Consider the following 18,936-nt stretch of genomic DNA (forward strand, 5'->3'; position numbering starts at 1 on the left):
CCCTGGAGAGGATACTTGCCCCATTTCGCCACTAGGTCAAGCCTTGAAGAACGATCTCGCCATTTCGTTACATGTCAGTAACAGAATCAGACTATAGGCGGATGGCGCCGGTGGGCATGTCGTTCGCCAGTGCTTCGGGTGCCTCATCCACGATCAGCGACCCACGCAGCACCGGCGTGATGACGACCAGCGACTCCACGACCTCGAGGCCTTCGTGGCCCGCCACGGCCGGCCCGGTGAGGAACTCGTAGAACTCGTCGGCGTCTTTCACGAGCACGTTGGCGAGCAGTTGCGAGGTGCCGGTGGTCGCGGCGATGAACTTCACCTCGGGCGCTGCCGCCAGGGCGGTTCCCACTCTCTCGAGGCGCGCCATCGGCACCCGGAGCCAGACGAGCGCCTCCAGTCCCAACCCGAACAGACTCGGCACGACCTCGGTCCGCGGATGCATCAGACCGCGACGGCTCAGGGACTCCATCCGGCGCCGGGTGGTCGTGACGTTCAGTCCCAGCGATCGGGCAAGCTGAGCGACCGGCATCCGTCCGTCCTTCAGCAGCAGCCGGATGAGCGCCTCTTCGTCCGTGCTCAGAGAATCGGCGGGGTCGACCTCGGATCCGGACGACTCGTCGAGCATGCGCGCCTGCTCGTCGGTGAGCACTCCCGCGCGCCAGTCGTGCCCCGAGCGGAAGAACTTCAGCACTGTCGTGACATTGATCGAGTCAATGCCGTCGAGCTCGGGGAAGTCGGTGAAGAGCAGCTCGCGGATGGAGGCGTCATCGTGGGGGAGCAGCATTCCGGCGATGTCGCTGCTGCCCTCGAGCACCGAGACCGAGGACGCGTCCGCCCGCCGCGCGAGCGTGCGTGCCACGTGCCACAGGGCATGGGGCTCGGTCGTGATGCGGAACAGCACCGCGCGGGCGTGTAGGACGCGGGCCGGGTCGACGTAGGTGGAGACGCGGACCAGTCCTCGATCCAGCAGCCGTTGGCCTCGACGGGCGACCGTGCGCTCGGGCAGATCGACCACGCGAGCGATCTCGCCCCACGACGCGCGGCCGTTCACCTGCAGGGCCGCGGCGACGATCCGATCGGTCTCGTCGGCGATCACATCATTCGCGGACACTTGCTCTCCTTCACCGGGGACGGACTCGGGTGAAGGCTATCTCAGTCGGCGGTTCCGTCAGGCGATGGGAAGTCTCGTCGACAGCGTCCGGATTCGCTTCAGATGTCGCTGAAGTCGTTGCCTCCGGTGCTGAGGCGGGTCACGACATCGCCGGTGATCTTGAGGTCGATGTACTCCACGCCGACTTCTCCGGGATTCACGAGGGACGATGTGCCGGGAACCTCTCGCACGTCGATGCTCAGGTAGTCGGCGACGCCGTCGCCGTCTTCATCCCAGCCGTCCACCGCTCCTGCGGCCATCGCCTCGGCGCGCGTGGAACCGATGCCGATGCCCTCCGGGGTGCGGAATATCACACCGGGGGCATCCGCCGACACGACCAGGTCGATACGGGTCTCGCGGACCGTCGCCTCCGTGCCCTGCCAGTCGTATCCGGAGTACACGGCGCCGTAGGGGCCCTCGACGGTTCCTTCCGTCGGAGCCGATCCGAAGGCGTCGGTGAGGGCGGCGACAGCGCCGTCAGGGTCGTCGTACGCGATCACGGCGCCGTCGTCGACCGAGAGGCCGTCGACCGAGATCTCGACGACCCGGTCCGCAGGCGTGGGGGACGGAGAGGCGACCGGCGACGATGACGATGACGGCGTCACCGAGCCGTCTGTGCTCGCCGGGGCGCAGGCGGTGAGCGAGAGGCCCAGGAGTGCGGCTGTGGCCGAAGCGAGGATGAGGCGAGAGTGAGGGCGCATGTCCACAGCGTAGGGGTGTGTGGAGGAGGGGATGGCTCCCCGTGAGCAGCGGAATCCGCATCGTTATCGATGGGATATCTGTGCAGGGAAAGAGGGTGCCGGCCTGTCCGAAGACGGCACGGCACCCTCTCGTGCGGACTACTCCGCCTCGGTCGTCTCCACCGCGGCGTGACGGCGACGACGGCGCATCGCGAACAGGCCGAGGCCGGCGGCGAGGAGCACGACGGCTGCGACGATGTACGGCGCGCTGTCGGCACCTGTGGTGGCGAGGTCGCCGCCTGTCGAGCCGCCGTTGCCCGGTGCCACCGCTCCGCCACCGGCTGCCGCTGCGACGGTGAGGGCCGCGGTGACTTCGGTGCCGTCGGGCAGGATCACCGCGAGCGTGTGCCCGCCGGCCGGGGTGTTCGCCGGGATCGTGACCGTGCGCTGGAAGGATCCGTCCGCACCGGCGGTGGCGGTGCCCAGCTGCACCGGGTCGGACCGCAGCTCGAGTCGCAGCTGCGCGCCCTCCGCGAAGCCGCTGCCCGATACCGTGACCGTGCCGCCGGCCTTCACGGATGCCGCGCCGAGCTCGACCTTGGCCGGAACTTCGGGCTCCGGCGTGACCGGAGGCGTGACGCCGGCCTCGGTGACCCACTTCTCCCCGGCATTCGACTTCGTCACGGTGAACGTGTCGTAGACGGCGCCGACGGGGAGGTCGGTGGTCGCGCCCGGCTGCTTCTCGGCGAGGTACGAACGGTAGACCAGCTGATTCTTCGACACGTCGATGACCTGGTACGTGGTGACACCCTGGCCACGCAGCACCTGGGTGGCGCCGTTGTTGGTCCAGACGTTCTTCTCGGGGATCTCGAGGTCGTAGTGCTTCGCGCCCGAGTTCGACACGACGTAGACCGGGCCGGTGGTGAGGCCGGTGGTCTCGGTGGCATCGGTGTTCACGTAGCCGCGAGCGTAGGTGTGGTCGTGGCCCATGAGCACCAGGTCGATGTCGTTGCGCTGGAAGACCGGGAGCCACTCGGCGCGCAACACCGGCTCGTCGCGACCCTCGGATGCCGAGAACACCGGCTGGTGGAACGTGACGACGTTCCACTTCGACGGGCTGTTCTGCAGCAGCAGGTCGAGCCAGGCGCCCTGGAAGCGGGTCCACAGCGTGCCGATCTGGGACGACGGGCACTCCGTGCCCGTGCAGGACGGGAGTCCGGCCGGGGTGAGGAAGGTCGTGTCGCGGGTGGCGTTCAGCGTGATGAAACGCACGCCCTGGTAGTCGGTGTAGTACGCGGTCTCGGCGGCGAACGAGCTCCAGTGGTCGAAGAACGCGCGGTACTGCTGCGCCACGGCGGAGTCGCCCTTGGCGAGGTCGGCCAGCTCGCCGATCGAGCTCGTCGACGGGTTGTTGCGCGGGTATTCGAACGCGGCCTTCCACGCCGTGAGCAGCTTGTCGCCCGAGTATTCGTGGTTGCCAGGGGCGGCCATCACGTTGGTGCGGACGGCCGAGTCCTTCATGCCCTTGAACCAGTTGACCCACTCGTTCTCGTTGCTCGACGTGTTGATGAGGTCACCCGCGTGCACCGAGCCGATCGACCGGGGCGCGGCGGCTTCCGCCTGCTTCACGACGCTCGGCCACGTGGTGTCGAGGCCGATCTGCGCGTCGCCGTAGTAGATGAACTGGAAGTCGGTCGCGGACGGATCCGCGGTGCGGAAGGTGAACCAGTCGCTCCAGCTGCCCGGGAGGCCGACGCGATAGCGGTACTCGGTGGCGGCGGTGAGGCCGGTCACGGTGGCCGAGAAGTGCTTGTTCGGGTTGCCGTTCACGACACCCGCGTCATATGCGTCGACGGTGCGGGTCTCGCCGCCCGCCGAGGGCGCGATCTCGACCTGTCCGACCGTGTGCGAGGAGTCGCCGGCGAGCCAGGAGAACGACTGCGAGACGGCAGGCTGCTCGGTCGGGGTGAGGATGACGCGGGTCGGCGGGGCGACGACCGGGGTGCCGGGGGCGGATGCCTTGACCAGGGTCAGCGACGACATGTCGAAGAAGATGTCGGAGCTGGTCTCCCGGTCCTGGAACAGCGAGACGGCGATCGTGTTGGTGCCGTCGTGCAGCAGGTCGCCTTCGGCGCTGAACGTGCTGGTGAGCGGGTCGCCGTTGCCGTCTCCCGCGTACTCGACGTTGGTGGTGTCGGTGATGCGGCCGTCGACGTAGCGGGCGACCTCTTCGCCGTTGATCCAGACGATGATCGCGTCGTCGTACGTGATAGTGCTCTGGAGGGCCGCGACCTGCTCGGCGACGCCCGCTTCGAGCTCGAAGGTCGTGCGGAAGAAGTAGGTCGGGACGGTGGGGGCCGCCGTGCCGTCGAGGTAGTGGTTCAGAAGGGTCTTCGGCGTCTGCGGACCGACCGGTGCGAGCTTCCCGCCCTTCGCGCCGAACGAGCCGGCAGCGGTCTTCCATGCACTGTCGTCATAGGCGGGCAGCGTCCAGTCACGGAGCGCCGCCGGTGCGGGAGACGGGTCGGAGCCGTCGTCGAGGTAGTGCCAGGAGGTGTCGCCGGTGATCAGCGATCCCGTCGGCACCTCGGGGTCGGGTGCGGCGAGAGCCGCGGGGGCGACGACGGCGCCGCCGAGCAGGGCGAGGAGCGCGACGGACGTCAGTCCGCGACGCCGCCACCGCACCGCAGGGGTGGGGGAGGTCATGTCAGTCCTTCGAGGTGGGGTTTCCGTGCTCAGCCGCACGAGGCCCCTCCACCCCATCGAAGACGGATGACCGGCGTCTGACCCCGAAGGGAAGGGTGGGTGAACTCCGCGACCGACGCTCCTTCGGCCGAAACGGAGACCGACGTCGCGGGGACCGGCGTGTCGAGGGGTGGCGCGCCGGCGCGCGGGCGGACGGTCTGGGTTTTCGCAGAAGGGCTCGGAGAAGAGGCAGGGGCAGCAGACGGCCCCGGCACGAACGGCTCACCCCGGTACGCTGGAACCCATGCTCAATATGGCTGACGGCCTCGCCCGTCTCGGTGCGCTCGCCGAGAATCCGGTCGTCCGCACCCTCGCGACGGCGTTCGAGGAGGCCGGCTTCGATCTGGCCGTCGTCGGTGGTCCGGTGCGCGATGCGCTGCTCGGACGCGCGACCCATGACCTCGACTTCACGACCAATGCCTCGCCCGACGAGATCCTGACCATCGTCACGCCGATCTCGACCGCCCAGTGGGACATCGGCCGGGCGTTCGGCACGATCGGCGCGCGCGTGCAGCGCGAACAGGTCGAGATCACGACGTATCGCGCCGACAGCTACGACGGTGTGACCCGCAAGCCCACGGTGGAGTTCGGCGACACGATCGACGGCGACCTCGTGCGCCGCGACTTCACCGTCAACTCCATGGCCCTGCAGGTGCCGTCGGTCAAGCTCATCGACCCGACCGGTGGCGTGGAAGATCTGATCGCGGGTGTTCTGCGCACCCCGGCGGACCCCCGGATCTCATTCGGCGACGACCCCTTGCGCATGCTGCGCGCCGCGCGCTTCAGCGCCCAGCTCGGCTTCCGCGTCGAAGAGGCCACGGCCGAGGCGATCGCCGAGCTCCGCGAGACGCTGAAGATCGTGAGTCCGGAGCGCATCCAGTCCGAGCTCGTGCGCCTCATGCAGACCGAAGACCCGGTGCGCGGGATCCGCGTGCTGGTCGACACCGGGCTGATCGACGAGTTCCTGCCCGAGGTCACCGAACTGCGCCTCGAGGTCGACGAGCACCACCACCACAAGGACGTCTACGAGCACTCGCTCACCGTGCTCGCCCAGGCGATCGAGCTCGAGCACTCCCGGCACCCCGGCGCCGCGCCCGACGTGCCGCTGCGCATCGCGGCACTCCTGCACGACATCGGCAAGCCGCGCACCCGCAAGCTCGAGGCCGGGGGAGTGGTCACGTTCCACCACCACGATGTGGTCGGGGCGCGCATGGCGCGCAAGCGGCTGCAGGCGCTGCGCTTCGACACCGAGACCACGAACGCCGTCGCCACGCTCATCGAGCTGCACCTGCGCTTCTTCGGCTACGCCGAGGGCGCCTGGACGGATGCGGCCGTGCGTCGCTACGTGCGCGATGCCGGCGATCTGCTGGAGCGCCTGCACATCCTCACCCGCGCCGACGTGACCACGCGGAACAAGCGCAAGGCCGGTCGTCTCGCGAGCGCCTACGACGACATCGAGTCGCGCATCGCCGCACTCCGCGAGCAGGAGGAGCTCGACGCGATCCGTCCGGAGCTCGACGGCAACCGCATCCAGCAGGTGCTCGGCATCAGCCCCGGACGCGAGGTCGGCGAGGCGTACCGGTTCCTCCTCGACCTGCGCCTGGACGAGGGCGTGCTCGGCCCCGATGTCGCCGAGCAGCGGCTTCGGGAGTGGTGGGCCGCGCGCGGCTGACCTGTCTCAGCGCAGTTCGGGGACGATGATCTCGACGTCGCCGGACACGAGCTCGAAGTCCTTCGGGTTGAAGGTGAGGAGGGCGGCGCCGAGTGCGTGGGCGTGCCCGGCCAACATGAGGTCCTTGCTCCGGGCATGTGCGGGACGGGTCAGGATCACCCCCGACGCAAGGCGGGCGTATCCCTCCGCGGCTGCCCGATCGAACGGGAGCCAGTCGGCTTCGAGGAGTGAGGAGAGGCGCATCAGTTCGTTGCGGCGGCTGCGGCGAAGAACCGGATCCGTCGCACGCTCGACTCCGAGCTGAAGTTCGGCGTAGACGATGGCGCTCAGAGCCACGTCGTCCGGGGGCAACTGCACGCTGTCGAGCTGGATCAGCACGTTCGTGTCAAGAAGAATCACGACTCTCCCACGGGTCCCGGAGCGGTTCGAGGAAGAAGGGATTCTGCCTGTCCACCTCCAGCTCCGCCGCCCATGCCCGACGCATCCTGTCATGTTCCGGGGTCGACGGGTTCGCATCCACCCTCGCCATGATCTCGCTTGATGGGACCGACCATCGGCGCGGACGGGCCATCCGCTGCGCCAGGTCGGCTTCGAGCCCGCTCGCGCTGTTCTTCGCCAATCGCGTGAGCACGTCGCGCACCTCGGCCTCCATCGAGCGGGAGTTCTGTCGGGCACGCTCCTTCAGCGCGTCGACGACATCGTCGCTGAGATTCCGGATGGTCACGGTCGCCATATCCCGCCTCCTGACAGCAGAATGCTAGCAGGAAGATCTCTCTCGCATCACCTCTCGCGCCGACGCTCCAGCTCGGTGAACACCACGCCACTGTCGTAGGCGACCGTCTGCACGGCATCGAACCTCTCGGGGCGATACGGGCGCTCACCGAACAGGGGAATGCCCGAGCCGAACAGCAAGGGCTGTCGTTTGAGGACGAGTCGGTCGATCTCGTCGGCGAGTGTCGCCGCCAGGGCGCCCCCGCCGCAGAGCCAGATGGCGGCGCCATCTTCCTGTTTCAGTCGCCGCACGACGTCGATCGGATCCTCGGCCGTGACGACGAGGCTCTCGCCCTCGGCCGTCTTCGAACGACTGAAGACGATCTGTCGCAGGTGACGGTAGGGGCTGGAGACCCCGCCGACGGCGTAGGTGTTCCATCCCATCAGCACCGTGTCGAAGACGTCGCGGTTCTGTGCGATCCCGAGCGCTGCGGCCGCGGCGGTCGGGAGGGTGTCGGCGAAGCGCCGATTGATGCCGTCCATGTGGTCGCCCTCGACGAGGAACGCGTCGAACTCGCCGTTCGGGCCGGCGATGTAGCCGTCGAGGGTGACGGCGGCGTAGTACACGAGTTCTCGCATGATGCTCCAATCACTACATTTGTCGCAGTTACAGTACAACAGGCGTAGTGATTGCGCTAGTCTTCTTCCCATGGTCAAGAACGACTCCCGGCGGCGGGCGATCGCGGATGCGGGACTCACGGTGCTCGCACGGGAAGGGTCGAGAGGTCTCACGCACCGCGCGGTCGACGTCGCCGCGCGGGTTCCGACCGGCACCACATCGAACTACTTCCGCAGTCGGAACGCCCTGATCGAGGGACTCGTCGAGCGAATCGGAGAGCGACTCGCTCCTACGACCGAGGATCTCGAGCGCCGCGCGAACGTGCCACCCGGCCCCGCGCTGTTCGCCGACTACATCCGCGACATCGTGCGAAGGCTGACCGAGGATCGAGACGTGACGCTCGCCCTGTTCGAGCTGCGACTCGAAGGCGGCCGACGCCCCGAGGTCGCCGCGGTGCTGGGCGCCTGGCAACGTGCCGGCTTCGACGGCGACATCGCCTTCAACACCGCGGCAGGGCTCCCGGGCGGACGCCGCGAGATCGCGCTTTTCCACTACGCGATCGACGGACTGCTGCTCGACCGGCTCACCACTCCGATCGATCCGGACACCTCGACGGACGAGGTGATCGACGACCTGGTCGCCGGCCTCCTCCGTTGACGCGGTGAGGTGTTCCCTCGGGGCCGCGCTGCTCGTACACTGAGGCAACGCACGCTCTCGACGATCGGAGACCGCTGTGTCTGCGCCGTGGCAGGTATCCCGCGAGTCCCTCCCCCCGACATCGCGACTGCTCATCGAGCGTGCGCACGAAGAGCTGCTCGCCGGCAATCTCGACGACCGGCGCCTGCAAGAGGTGCGCCCCCTCGTCCGCGAGTCGTGGGAGAGGTCGTGGCGCGGTCGGGTCGGACCCGAAGGTGCTCCTCCGCTCGAACTGGTCAGCGACGAGCTCGAGGCCTACCGCCTCGCCCACCCTCTCGCCTCGGTGATGGACATGATCCGTGCGCTGCTGCTGCCCGGCGAGGCGGAGGACACCGGAGTGATCATCGCCGTCGGCGACCAGGCCGGACGCCTGCTCTGGATCGAGGGGGATGATCAGCTGCGCTCGCTCACCGACGGCATGGGCTTCGTCGCCGGTGCGAACTGGTCGGAGGATGCCGTCGGCACGAGCGCCCCCGGAACCGCGCTCGCCCTCGGCCAGTCAGTGCAGATCCGCGGAGCGGAGCACTACAACCGCCTCGTGCATCCGTGGTCATGCACGGCTGCACCCGTCCGCGACCCCGAGACGCAGCGTGTGCTCGGAGTCATCGACATCACCGGAGGCCCCGAGGTGGTCTCGCTGCAGGCGCGACTGCTGGTCGATGCGACGGCCCGCGCGGTCGAGTCGGAGTTGATGGTGGCTCGTCTGCGCCGACGGAGCGAGGAGTCCCGGCCGCGAACCAGCGTGACGAAGGGACGCATGCCGGCGACCGCGCGCGCGACGCTGCATGTGCTCGGCCGGGATCGGGCCCGCCTGGAGACCGAGTCCGCACACGACGAGTCCATGATCGAGCTCAGCGCACGCCACGCGGCGATCCTGCTGATGCTGGCCGTGCACCGCCAGGGTCTCTCGGCCGAGCGCCTCTGCGAGCTCGTCTACGGCCCGGGCGTCTCGCCCGACACGCTCCGCCCGGAAATGGTTCGCCTGCGCAAGGTGCTCGAGCGCACGGCCCCCGATCTGGTGCCCGAGTCGCGCCCGTACCGCCTTCCCGTCGCCCTCGATACCGACGCACATGACGTGCTGTCACTGCTCGATCGCGGCGCGCACCGGGTGGCGCTCACCGCCTATCGGGGTCCGGTGCTCCCCGAGTCGACCTCGCCCGGCGTCGAGGAGTTCCGGGAGTCGGTGAGGGGAGCGCTCCGCGAAGCGATGCTGTCCGAGGCGAGTCTCGACGTGCTGCTCTCCTACGCAGAGATCCCCGAGGGGCAGGGAGATGCCGAGGCACTCCGTCTCGCGCTGGAGATGCTCCCCGCCCGGTCGCCGAAGCGCGCAGGGCTCGTCGCGAGGATCGAGCGCCTCGAGGCCTGACCGCGGCCTGCAACCGGGCGCAACGTTGCGCATCGGGGCGCAACCCCGGGCGACCTACCTTCGGAGAAGAGCCGCTGCACCGACGCGCGGCCCCGTCGAAGGAGACCCCATGAGCATCGTCGAAGAAGACGTGTCCCTCGCCTACGCGGCCCCGGGCCAGCCGGGCGCCATCGCGAACTACCGGCCGCGCTACGGCCACTACATCGGCGGCGAGTTCGTCGAGCCCGTGAAGGGCCAGTATTTCGAGAACGTCAGCCCCGTGAACGGCAAGGTCTTCACCGAGGTCGGTCGCGGCACGAGCGAAGACATCGACCGGGCCGTCGAGGTCGCGTGGCAGGCGTTCGCGACCTGGGGCAAGACCAGTCCTGCCGAGCGATCCGTGATCCTCAACAAGATCGCCGACCGGATCGAACAGCACCTCGAGGAGATCGCGGTCGCCGAGACCTGGGAGAACGGCAAGCCGGTGCGCGAGACCCTCGCCGCCGACATCCCGCTCGCCGTCGACCACTTCCGCTACTTCGCCGGCGTCCTGCGGGCGCAGGAAGGCGGCATCAGCCAGCTCGACGAGAACACCGTCGCGTACCACTTCCATGAACCGCTGGGTGTGGTCGGTCAGATCATCCCCTGGAACTTCCCGATCCTGATGGCGGTCTGGAAGCTGGCGCCCGCGCTCGCCGCGGGCAACTGCGTCGTGATCAAGCCCGCCGAGCAGACACCGGCATCCCTGCTGCTCCTGTTCGAGATCATCGGCGACCTGCTGCCGGCCGGCGTCGTGAACATCGTGAACGGGTTCGGTATCGAGGCGGGCGCTCCGCTCGCGCAGCACAAGCGCATCCGCAAGGTCGCCTTCACGGGCGAGACCACGACCGGTCGCCTCATCATGCAGTACGCCTCGCAGAACCTGATCCCGGTCACGCTGGAACTCGGAGGCAAGAGCCCCAACGTGTTCTTCGAAGACGTCGCGCGTTCGACCAGCGATCCGTTCTACGACAAGGCGCTCGAGGGCTTCACGATGTTCGCGCTGAATCAGGGCGAGGTCTGCACCTGCCCCTCGCGCGCACTCATCCAGCGGTCGATCTACGACGGCTTCCTCGCCGACGGGCTGGAACGGGTCGCGAAGGTCGTGCAGGGCAATCCGTTGGATCCGGCGACGATGATCGGCGCGCAGTCGTCGAACGATCAGCTCGAGAAGATCCTCAGCTACATCGACATCGGCAAGCAGGGCGGTGCGCGACTGCTCACCGGTGGCGAGAGGGTCGATCTCGGCGGCGATCTGAGCGAGGGCTTCTACGTCGCACCGACCGTGTTCGAGGGCACCAATGACATGCGCATCTTCCAGGAGGAGATCTTCGGGCCGGTGCTGTCGGTCACCTCGTTCGACGGCTTCGACGACGCGATCTCGATCGCGAACGACACCCTCTACGGACTGGGTGCCGGCGTGTGGAGCCGCAGCGGGGACACGGCTTATCGTGCAGGACGAGCGATCGAGGCCGGACGCGTCTGGACGAACACGTATCACCAGTACCCGGCGCATGCGGCGTTCGGCGGGTACAAGCAGTCGGGCGTCGGGCGCGAGAACCACAAGATGATGCTCGACCACTACCAGCAGACGAAGAACCTCCTCGTCTCGTACGCGGAAGGGCCGATGGGCTTCTTCTGAGCTCGATCCCCGGGCGGGCGCTGCTCCCTCAGCGTCCGCCCGGCTCCCTCCCCGGAAGGCGGCAGTCATGGTCAGCATCGGCACCTATCAGCGCGTGGACGTGACGGAGGCGGCGGCCGCACTCGTGCGTGAGCTGACCGCACAGCACGGGCCGCTCATGTTCCACCAGTCCGGCGGCTGCTGCGACGGCTCTTCACCCATGTGCTATCCGATCGGGATGTTCATCACGGGGCCGGGCGACGTGCTGCTCGGTGCCCTCGACGTCGGGCTGCCGCAGACGGTGGAGGTGTTCATGTCGGAGTCGCAGTTCGAGTACTGGAAGTACACGCACCTGACCATCGACGTGGTGCCGGGGCGCGGTGCGGGTTTCTCGGTCGAAGGCCCGACCGGGATGCGATTCCTGATCCGGTCCCGGATGCTGAACGATGCGGAGCTGGAGTACTTCGGCTTGTCGACGCGAGCGGTGTGAACGGCGCGACGGAGGCTTCTGGTTACGATGAGCCGATGTGGTGGACGGACGAGCAGTGGTCGGAGCTCATCGATCCCGCGCGGTGTGGCATGTGCGGCGACGCTCACCTGGAGGAGAACGAACACAGCATCCTGGTGGGTTCCACCGAGGCCACGTACTTTCGTCTCGTGCGAAATCAAGCTCACGCCGGTTATTCCGTGGTGATTCTTCGTGAACACGTCACCGACCTCGATCGGCTCGATGCGCTCCAGCTCAATGCTTTCTGGCACGACGTGCAGCGCGCGGGGAAGGCGGTCGGCGCGGCGTTCACGCCCCGAAAGATCGACTACCTCGTGATGGGGCATCGCGCACCGCACCTGCACTGCCATGTGTTCCCGCAGCATCGAGACGATGACCCGCTTCGGAATGTGGATATCGCGGAGGGGCCTGTGTACCTGTCGGCGTCCGAATTGGATGGTTCCGTCGCCGCTCTTCGCGAGACGTGGCGGGACTTCGCCTGACCCCGCCCGGTGCTCAGCGCGGCAGCCGCGGCACGGCATCGACCAGAGCCCGCGTGTACGGGTCCTGCGGTTTGTGCAGCACGGCCGGGGTGGCCCCCTGCTCGACCACGCGGCCGTTCTGCAGCACGAGCGTGCGATCACAGGCCGAGGCGATCGCGGTCAGGTCGTGCGACACCATCACGAGCGACAGGCCGTTCTCGCGGCGCAGCCGGTCGAGCAGCTCGAGCACCTGCACGCGCGTCGTCACGTCGAGGGCGCTGACGGGTTCGTCGGCGAGCAGCACCCGGGGGCGTGAGACCACGGCGCGCGCGATCGCGATGCGCTGGCGCTGCCCACCGGAGAACTCGTGCGGATAGCGGCGCGCGGTGTCGGCGGGAAGCCCGACGGAGTCGAGCGCCTCGGCGATGCGGCGTTGGGCATCGGCGCCGGTTGCCAGACCCAGCGAACGGAGCGGTTCGCCGATGATCCGGTCGATGCGTTGGCGCGGGTCGAGAGACGAGTACGGGTCCTGGAACACCGGCTGCACGCTCGCGCGGAAGCGACGCATCTGCGCCCGGTCGCGCAGTGCGAGCGGGGCATCCTCGAACAGCACCTGTCCATCGCGCGGGGCGGCGAGTCCGAGCAGCAGTCGCAGGATCGTCGACTTGCCCGCACCCGATTCGCCGACCAGGCCGAGGGAGTCGCCTTCGTCGATGCGCAGCGACACGTCGTCGAGCACGCGGCGGGACCCGTAGGCGAAGCCGGCACCACGCAGTTCGAGCAGGCTCATGCGCCGACCTCCCCGGCGTCGAGGAAGGCGTCGAGTGCACGGGCGCTGTCGACCAGCATCCTCGTGTACGGCTCGGCGGGCTCCTGCAGCACCTGCGCGACCGTGCCTGCTTCGACCATGAGTCCGTCGCGCAGCACGACGATGCGATCGACCATGCGCGAGACGACGGCCAGATCGTGGCTGATGAACAGCAGCGCCATGCCTCGTTCGTCGACCAGGCGTTCCATCAGCGCGAGCACCCCGTCCTGCACGGTCACGTCCAGTGCAGTCGTCGGTTCGTCGGCGATGAGCAGTTGCGGGCGAGCCGCGAGGGCGACGGCGATCGCCACCCGCTGACGCTGGCCACCCGAGAGCTCATGCGGGTAGGCGCGTGCGATGCGGGCGTCGGACAACGCGACCTCGTCGAGGGCAGCCGCTACCGCAGAACGCAGCTCCGCCCCGCGCAGCCCGAGATGGCGGCGCAGCGGTTCGGCGATCTGGCGGCCGACCTTCATCAGCGGGTCGAGCGCGGTGAGGGGCTCCTGGAACACGATCTGCGCGACGGGTCCGCGCAGCGGGCGGAGGTCGGCGTCTCGGGCGTCGATCACCTGGTGGCCGTCGAGCAGCACCGAGCCCGACGCGCTGAGGGCATCCGGCAGCAGCCCGGTCACGGCCAGGGAGGTCAGTGATTTGCCCGAGCCGGACTCACCGATCAGGCCCAGGCGCTCACCGGGCGCGAGGGAGAAGGCGACATCGCGCACGAGGGTGCCCGCGCCGGAGCGGACCGTGAGGCCGGAGACGTCGAGGATGCTCATCGGCTCCTCCTGCGGGTCGGGTCGGCCAGGTCACGCAGACCGTCGGCGAGGAAGTTCACGCCGAGCACGAGCGCGATGATCGCGACACCGGGAGCGATGGCGCCGACGGGGGCGGTGAGCACGGTGCCCTGCGCCTCCTGCAGCATCCGTCCCCAGGAGGCGTTGGGCGGCGGTGCCCCCAACCCGAGGTACGACAGGCTCGCCTCGGCCAGCACGGCTGCGCCGAACTGCAGCGCCAGGCTCACGGCGAGCGTGGGTGCGATGTTCGGCAGCACATGCTGGAACACGATGCCGAGCACGCCGGTGCCGCTCGTGCGCGCGGCGGTGATGTACTGCTCCTGCAGCACGCGACGCGCGAGGATGCGCGTGAGACGGGCGACGACCGCCGACATCGCGAGTCCGATCGCGAGCACCGCCGACCACAGCGACGCTCCCTGTACGGCGACGACCAGCATCGCGAGCAGGAGGACGGGGAACGCGATCACGACATCCAGTCCGGCGGAGAGGGTGTCGTCGACCCAGGGGCGCGCGAATGAGGCGAGAAGCCCGACGACGGTGCCGAGGATCGCCGCGATCGCGACGGCGCAGGTGCCGACGATGAGGGCGATACGTGCGCCCCACATCAGCTGCGAGAACAGGTCGCGTCCGAGTCGGTCGGTGCCGAGCAGGTGCAGGGCGCTGGGCCCCTCGAGACGCCCGCCGCTGGTGTCGGCCAGCGGATAGGGGAGCCAGAACAGGGCGACCAGGGCGATCAGCACGATGATGCCGGTGAGGACGATCCCGATCAGCAGGGTCGCCTTCGGCCGCCGGCGAACGGGCACGGACGCGGTGATCAGCTGTTCGGCGACGCGGCTCATCGGTTCCCCGAGACGCTCGTGCGCAGGCGCGGATCGATCAGTCGCTGCACGATGTCGGCGGCGAACCCGACCAGCAGCACGAAGAGAGTGCTGACGACGAGGACGCCCTGGATGACCTGGAAGTCATGCTGTTCGATGGCCGACAGCAGCAGGCTGCCGAGGCCCGGAAGCGTGAAGACGCTCTCGACGACCACCGCGCCGAGAAGCGTCGTCGACAGTTCGATGCCGAGCACCGCGACGACGGGCACCGCGCCGTTGCGCACCCCATGCCGGAGCAGAGCCTCACCCATGCCGGAACCACCGGCGCGGGCGGTGCGCAGATAGTCGCTGCCGAGCACGTCGAGCGTCGCCGAGCGCACGTATCGGCTCAGGGAGGCGCTCATGACGATCACGATGGTGAGGATGGGCAGCGCGAGCGAGCGCAGTGCATCCGTCGGATCTTCCCAGTCCTTGCGGGGGAATCCGCCGGACGGCAGAGCACCGAGGCCGAGCGCGAACACCCAGACGAGCACCACGCCGACCCAGAACACGGGGACCGCGACACCGAGCTGCGCGAAGCCCGAGAGGGCGATGCCGTACCAGCGGTCGGATTTCACGGCGGCGGTGATGCCGATGACGAGGGAGACGAGCAGCGCGATCGTGAAGGCGATGAGGGTGAGCGGAAGCGTCACGGCGAGACGGTCGGCGATGTCGGGCCCGACAGGGCGCGAGCTCAGGAACGATTCACCCAGATCGAAGCGGAGCACCTGGCTCGCCCACGTCGTGAACTGCTGCAGCAGCGGCTGGTCGGAGCCGACCTGAGCGCGCGCGGCATCGATCTGCTCCGGGGTGGCGTTCACCGAGAGCAGGGCGTTGGCCGGGTCGCCGGGAAGCAGGCGCAGCAGAACGAAGATCGCGAGCATCGCGACGACGAGCGATACCGCGAGGAACGCGAGGCGGCGCAGGAGGTAGGCGAGCATGGCTTCTCAGGATGACGTGGGGGATGCCGACGCGCGGCATCCCCCACGAACGTCAGGACTTGACGATGTCGTAGGCGAAGAACTGCGAGTTCAGGCCGTTGACCGGGTACCCGCTGAGATCGCTGGAGGCGACCACGATCTGCGGGTACAGGTACAACCATACGCTCGCGGCATCCGCGGCGATCTTCTCGTTGACCTGCTTCAGCAGGGCCGTCTGCTCGTCGGTCGTTGCGGCCTGCTCGGCCTGGGCGACCCACTGCTGCACGTCGGTGTCGTTGTAGCCCCAGTAGAAGTCGGGGTTGCCGTACCAGACCACGTCGCGGTCGTTCACGTGCTCCTGCAGAGTGGCCTCGAAGTCCTGCTCCTTGAACACCTTCGTGTACCACTCGTCGGCGCTGATCGTGTTGATCTCGACCGTGATGCCGACCTGGGCGAGCTGCGACTGCAGGAACTCCGCCACGGCGGGGTGCGGGTCGTAGCTCGGGGTGTCGAGCGTGAACGTGAAGCCGTCGGCGTAGCCGGCCTGCGCGAGCAGATCCTTCGAGAGCTCGACGTCGTAGGGATTCACGGAGGTGAGGTCCTCGTACCAGGGGTCGGTCGGCGGCACCATCGACCCGATCAGCGTGCCGTAGTCGCCCCAGATCGACTCGAGGAGCTTCTTCGTGTCGATCGCGGAATAGACCGCCTTGCGCACGAGCGTGTTGTCGAAGGGGGCGACGCGGTCGTTGAAGGCGAGCAGCTCCTTCGTGGTCGAGGTGCCCTCGCTCACGACGTAGTCGTCGGAGTCGAACTGCGTGAGCGAGTCGGGGTTCTGCACACTGGTGATGACGTCGATCTCACCCGTGAGGAGTGCGTTGTTCTCCGCCGTCGCGTCGGTGAAGTACGTGTAGACGACCTCGCCGTTCTTGGCAGGCTCGCCCCAGTAGTCGTCCCAGCGCTGGAGGGTGAGGGTCGAGCCCTTCTTCCACTCGTCCAGCGTGTACGGGCCGGTGCCGTCTTCGGACGACGTGATGTCGCCGGCCTCGTCGTTCACGATCCAGACGTAGCTGAGGTTGTACAGGAACGAGATCGAGCGCTCCGACAGCGTGAACACGACCGTCTTGTCATCGGGGGTGGCGATGTCGGCGATGGTCTTGAAGCTCGACTTGCGGGCGGACACGGAGTCTTCGGCGGTGACGGCCTCGATGCTCGACTTCACGTCGGCGGAGGTGAGCGGGTCGCCCGAGTGGAAGGTCACGTCGTCGCGCAGCGTGATCGTGTAGGTCAGGCCGTCGTCGGACACCTCGGCGTCTTCGGCGAGGAGCGGTTCGACCTCGCCGTCGTCCGTGAGCCGGTACAGGCCCTCGTAGACGTTGCCGGTCAGCGCCTCGGTCACACCCTGGCCGCCGCCCTGCGTGTTGCTGAGGTTGGTGGGCTCGTACAGCGACCCGATGAGGATCGTGGCGTCTTCGCTCGCGGTGGCGTCGTTGCTCGTGCCCGACGCGCAGCCGGCCACGAGGGCGAGCGTGGCGACGGCGCCGAGCGCGCCGAGGATGCGGGTTCTTCTCATGAGTACTCCAGGGTGAGCGAGTGCGGCGTCACGCCGCGTAGATGTCGAAGCCGTCGCGGAACACGACGTTCTTCTCGCCTGCTCGGATAGGCAGGGGGAAGCGGTTGGATGCCGGCGGCAGCGGGCAGTTGTACTGGGCGCTGAATCCGCACGGCGGCACGAAGGCGCGGTTGAAGTCGAGGACGACGGAGCCCTCGTCGTCGCGCAGCTGCACGAACAGGAAGCGACCGGATCCGTAGGTCTCCGAGCCGTTCGTCTCGTCGCCGAACACGAGCAGCAGCGTGCCGCCGTCGTCGAACGCGGCGAGGGTGTACTCGTGGCCGTCGAGCTCGAGGCGGATGTCGCCGGGGACGACCAGGTCGCGCGTGCCGCCGTTGTCGCGGATGTGCTCGAACGACACGCGTCGATCACCGGAGACCGGGGTGAAGTGTCCCTCGAGCACCCACGCCGGGTCGTAATCGTAGGTGTCGATGCGGTCGAAGGCGCGGATGGCGGGGGCGTCGGCATCCCAGACGCGCAGCCCGTGCTCCGCCTGACCCGTCTCGATGTTCGTGCGCTCGATCGGCGTCACGGTCACTGTGCCGGCCGCGGCGCGCTGTTCGGCATCGACATCGGGGCGCTCACCGGTCCAGCGGGTCTCGATCAGGGCGAGGTTGCCGGTCGGCGACGTGACGGCGGCGCGGCGCTCGGCCTGCCAGTGGGTGTGTTCTTCGCGTTCAGACATCGCTTTCAATTCTCTTGCATGCAGAAGGGGGCGGGGTCGGGTTCGTCACCCGGGGTCACACAGGCGGTGCTCAGTCGCTCGCGCCGTCGAGCATCGCCCTCGACGCGCGCGTCTGCGCGCGCAGAGCTGCGGCCAGAGCGGAGACGGCGGGTAGGCGCAGCGACTCGGGACGAGCGACCAGGTAGTAGGGGAGCTTCTCGGCGAACACCGAGGGCAGCAGCCGCACGAGGTCGTGGTGGCGGTCTGCCGCGAAACAGGGGAGGAGGCCGATGCCGGCGCCTGCTCGCGTGGCCTCGACATGCACGAAGACGTTTGTGGAGGTCAGGCCGTCCTGCATGCGCGGCACGAGTCGGCGAGGCAGGTCGAGGGCATCGACCTGCAGCATCGAATCGACGAAGTACACCAGCTGGTGCTGCTCCAACTCGGCAGCGGTGCTCGGCGTTCCGACCCGATCGAGGTAGTCGCGGGACGCGTACATTCCCAGCGTGTAGGTGCCGAGCTTCACGGCGTGCGCACGACGCGTCTGCGGCACCCCCACCACGACCTCGAGATCGAGACCGGCGCGATGCTCGGCGGCGCGCCGGGTCGCCGCGACGATCTCGACCGTGAGTCGCGGATGGTCCCTGCGCAGCGCGGCGACCGCGGGGGCCGCGATGTAGGCGCTGAATCCGTCTGTCGCCGACATGCGGACGACGCCGGAGATCGGATCCGGCGGTTCGGTGCCGCCGTCGAGCTGCGACAGCGCCGCTTCGATCCGGCCTCCCGTCTCTGCGGCGGACCGGCCGAGGTCGGTCAACTCCCACCCCGTCGCCGACTGTGCGACCACGCGCCCGCCGAGCACGTCCTCGAGGGCGGCGATACGGCGGGCGACGGTCGTGTGATCGAGTCCCAGATGCGCGGCGGCACTCGTGTAGCGTCCGGTGCGCGCGACCGCGAGGAGCACGAGAAGGTCGTCGGCGCGAGGCCGCTTGACAGCATCCATTCTGCAATTATGCACAGTCGATGTGCAG

The 18,936-nt window shown here is 68.4% G+C and carries 19 protein-coding genes; 6 read left to right on the top strand and 13 right to left on the bottom strand.

The window, feature by feature from the left end:
• Window positions 1-91: 91 nt before the first annotated feature.
• The 3 genes from GLO27_RS20270 to GLO27_RS11555 form a co-directional block, all read right to left on the bottom strand.
• Entirely contained in the window at window positions 92-1,117 is a 1,026-nt protein-coding gene (locus tag GLO27_RS20270; protein ID WP_021201411.1) for an Lrp/AsnC family transcriptional regulator, read from the bottom strand.
• A gap of 98 nt (window positions 1,118-1,215) precedes the next feature.
• A complete protein-coding gene (locus GLO27_RS11550; RefSeq protein ID WP_167254987.1) occupies window positions 1,216-1,857 on the bottom strand; it encodes a hypothetical protein in 642 nt (213 codons plus the stop codon).
• Between the two features lie 138 nt (window positions 1,858-1,995).
• On the bottom strand, window positions 1,996-4,542 hold the full coding sequence (locus GLO27_RS11555; RefSeq protein WP_021201413.1) for a metallophosphoesterase family protein: 2,547 nt from the start codon (window positions 4,540-4,542) through the stop codon (window positions 1,996-1,998).
• Window positions 4,543-4,825: 283 nt separating this feature from the next.
• Between GLO27_RS11555 and GLO27_RS11560 the strand changes: the two genes are divergently transcribed.
• Window positions 4,826-6,253 carry a CCA tRNA nucleotidyltransferase gene (locus GLO27_RS11560; RefSeq protein WP_167254989.1) on the top strand — a complete coding sequence of 476 codons (1,428 nt, stop codon included), beginning with the start codon at window positions 4,826-4,828 and terminating at the stop codon, window positions 6,251-6,253.
• Window positions 6,254-6,259: 6 nt separating this feature from the next.
• Here the strand turns inward: GLO27_RS11560 and GLO27_RS11565 are convergent, their stop codons facing one another.
• The 3 genes from GLO27_RS11565 to GLO27_RS11575 are packed head-to-tail and all read right to left on the bottom strand — an operon-like array spanning window position 6,260 to window position 7,603.
• On the bottom strand, window positions 6,260-6,652 hold the full coding sequence (locus GLO27_RS11565; RefSeq protein WP_167254991.1) for a PIN domain-containing protein: 393 nt from the start codon (window positions 6,650-6,652) through the stop codon (window positions 6,260-6,262).
• Window positions 6,639-6,986 (bottom strand): hypothetical protein, encoded by a 348-nt coding sequence (locus tag GLO27_RS11570; protein WP_167254993.1) that lies wholly within the window; start codon window positions 6,984-6,986, stop codon window positions 6,639-6,641. Before GLO27_RS11570 ends, GLO27_RS11565 begins: the two co-directional genes overlap by 14 nt.
• A gap of 47 nt (window positions 6,987-7,033) precedes the next feature.
• Complete coding sequence (locus GLO27_RS11575) at window positions 7,034-7,603, bottom strand: dihydrofolate reductase family protein (RefSeq protein WP_167254995.1); 570 nt, start codon at window positions 7,601-7,603, stop codon at window positions 7,034-7,036.
• 70 nt (window positions 7,604-7,673) lie between these two features.
• Here GLO27_RS11575 and GLO27_RS11580 point away from each other — a divergent pair, with 70 nt between their 5' ends.
• From GLO27_RS11580 to GLO27_RS11600, 5 genes are all read left to right on the top strand, one after another.
• On the top strand, window positions 7,674-8,240 hold the full coding sequence (locus tag GLO27_RS11580) for a TetR/AcrR family transcriptional regulator (RefSeq protein WP_167254997.1): 567 nt from the start codon (window positions 7,674-7,676) through the stop codon (window positions 8,238-8,240).
• Window positions 8,241-8,316: 76 nt separating this feature from the next.
• Window positions 8,317-9,645 carry a GAF domain-containing protein gene (locus GLO27_RS11585; RefSeq protein ID WP_021201419.1) on the top strand — a complete coding sequence of 443 codons (1,329 nt, stop codon included), beginning with the start codon at window positions 8,317-8,319 and terminating at the stop codon, window positions 9,643-9,645.
• A gap of 109 nt (window positions 9,646-9,754) precedes the next feature.
• Window positions 9,755-11,305, top strand: coding sequence for an aldehyde dehydrogenase family protein (locus tag GLO27_RS11590; protein WP_167254999.1), 1,551 nt, complete (start codon window positions 9,755-9,757; stop codon window positions 11,303-11,305).
• A gap of 67 nt (window positions 11,306-11,372) precedes the next feature.
• Window positions 11,373-11,774: a DUF779 domain-containing protein gene (locus GLO27_RS11595; RefSeq protein ID WP_021201421.1), complete on the top strand. Its 402-nt coding sequence runs from the start codon at window positions 11,373-11,375 to the stop codon at window positions 11,772-11,774.
• Window positions 11,775-11,809: 35 nt separating this feature from the next.
• Entirely contained in the window at window positions 11,810-12,274 is a 465-nt protein-coding gene (locus GLO27_RS11600; RefSeq protein WP_021201422.1) for an HIT domain-containing protein, read from the top strand.
• 13 nt (window positions 12,275-12,287) lie between these two features.
• Here GLO27_RS11600 and GLO27_RS11605 read toward each other — a convergent pair whose 3' ends face one another.
• The 7 genes from GLO27_RS11605 to GLO27_RS11635 all read right to left on the bottom strand — a co-directional run bounded on the left by GLO27_RS11605 (window position 12,288) and on the right by GLO27_RS11635 (window position 18,908).
• Window positions 12,288-13,043, bottom strand: a complete 756-nt coding sequence (locus GLO27_RS11605; protein ID WP_167255001.1) for an ABC transporter ATP-binding protein — start codon at window positions 13,041-13,043, stop codon at window positions 12,288-12,290.
• Window positions 13,040-13,837, bottom strand: a complete 798-nt coding sequence (locus GLO27_RS11610) for an ABC transporter ATP-binding protein (protein ID WP_167255003.1) — start codon at window positions 13,835-13,837, stop codon at window positions 13,040-13,042. The genes GLO27_RS11605 and GLO27_RS11610 overlap by 4 nt, the downstream gene beginning before the upstream one ends.
• On the bottom strand, window positions 13,834-14,694 hold the full coding sequence (locus GLO27_RS11615) for an ABC transporter permease (protein WP_167255005.1): 861 nt from the start codon (window positions 14,692-14,694) through the stop codon (window positions 13,834-13,836). Before GLO27_RS11615 ends, GLO27_RS11610 begins: the two co-directional genes overlap by 4 nt.
• Entirely contained in the window at window positions 14,691-15,653 is a 963-nt protein-coding gene (locus tag GLO27_RS11620) for an ABC transporter permease (RefSeq protein WP_167255007.1), read from the bottom strand. The genes GLO27_RS11615 and GLO27_RS11620 overlap by 4 nt, the downstream gene beginning before the upstream one ends.
• Before the next feature lie 52 nt (window positions 15,654-15,705).
• Window positions 15,706-17,202 (bottom strand): ABC transporter substrate-binding protein, encoded by a 1,497-nt coding sequence (locus GLO27_RS11625; protein WP_167255009.1) that lies wholly within the window; start codon window positions 17,200-17,202, stop codon window positions 15,706-15,708.
• Window positions 17,203-17,230: 28 nt separating this feature from the next.
• Window positions 17,231-17,926 (bottom strand): DUF1684 domain-containing protein, encoded by a 696-nt coding sequence (locus tag GLO27_RS11630; protein WP_167255011.1) that lies wholly within the window; start codon window positions 17,924-17,926, stop codon window positions 17,231-17,233.
• Window positions 17,927-17,996: 70 nt separating this feature from the next.
• Window positions 17,997-18,908 (bottom strand): LysR family transcriptional regulator, encoded by a 912-nt coding sequence (locus tag GLO27_RS11635; protein ID WP_029260792.1) that lies wholly within the window; start codon window positions 18,906-18,908, stop codon window positions 17,997-17,999.
• Window positions 18,909-18,936 lie beyond the last annotated feature (28 nt).

Origin of the sequence: Microbacterium sp. Be9 (assembly GCF_011754135.1) — a bacterium.
GTDB classification, from domain to species: Bacteria; Actinomycetota; Actinomycetes; order Actinomycetales; family Microbacteriaceae; genus Microbacterium; species Microbacterium maritypicum_A.